This is a genomic window from Vibrio sp. Vb0667 (assembly GCF_033391095.1).
Map to the genome: position 1 here is coordinate 1 of NZ_JAWPOL010000408.1, position 1,035 is coordinate 1,035.

Consider the following 1,035-nt stretch of genomic DNA (forward strand, 5'->3'; position numbering starts at 1 on the left):
ACAATTATTGGTTTTCAGGTTGGGAGCAAACGCGTTGTGTGCAAGAGTTCCAACTATTACTTACACTGATTAATGCTGGCGTTCATGTGCCAAGGCCAATTGCTGCGAGAGCTGTGAAATCTGGATTGACATATCAGGCCGATTTATTGAGTGAGCGCATTCCTAACGCAAGAGACCTGGTCAGTATCTTGCAGGAAAAACCGTTACCGGAAGGAATGTATCAAAAAATAGGGCAAGAAATTGCCAAAATGCACAACGCTGGCGTTAATCACACAGACCTGAATATCCACAACATCTTGATCGATGACAAAGATAAAGTGTGGATTATTGATTTTGATAAGTGCCGCAAACAAGAGCACGGCGACTGGAAAAAGCAAAACCTAGAAAGGCTTCTTCGCTCATTCAAAAAAGAACTGCTCAAACGCCAAATCATTTGGCAAGCGTCCGATTTTGATCATGTACAAAAAAGTTATACTGAAAATACGTAAAGTGAGCTTTTTGTCAGTTATTCGTGAGACAATCCAATAGCGCATTTCGGTACACCCACTAAAAGTACCCATTAAAGTAGGTAACATTTGCAATGAAAATACTAGTAACAGGCGGGGCAGGCTTCATTGGCTCAGCTGTCGTTCGACACATTATTCGTGACACCCAAGATAGCGTCGTGAATTTAGACAAGCTCACCTACGCAGGAAACTTGGAGTCGTTGGTGGATGTCGCGGGCAGTGACCGTTACTACTTCGAGCAAGTGGATATCTGTGACCGAACTGAGCTAGACCGCGTGTTTTCAGAGCATCAACCCGATATGGTGATGCATTTAGCGGCTGAGTCGCATGTCGACCGCTCTATTGATGGTCCTGCTGCTTTTATTGAAACTCACGTCATGGGCACTTACCATCTGCTTGAAGCGGCGCGTCAATATTGGTCAAGCCTTGAGGAAGCGAACAAATCGGCGTTTCGTTTTCATCATATTTCTACGGATGAAGTGTATGGCGATTTAGAGGGTACGGACGATTTGTTCACCGAAACCACCTC

General features: G+C 44.5%; 2 protein-coding genes. Both read left to right on the top strand.

From position 1 onward, the window contains the following. Positions 1-488: 3-deoxy-D-manno-octulosonic acid kinase (locus R8269_RS26260; protein ID WP_318223043.1), on the top strand; the 488-nt coding region annotated here is incomplete at its 5' end. A gap of 92 nt (positions 489-580) precedes the next feature. Beyond that, a partial coding sequence (locus R8269_RS26265; RefSeq protein ID WP_318223044.1) for a GDP-mannose 4,6-dehydratase occupies positions 581-1,035 on the top strand: 455 nt, incomplete at its 3' end.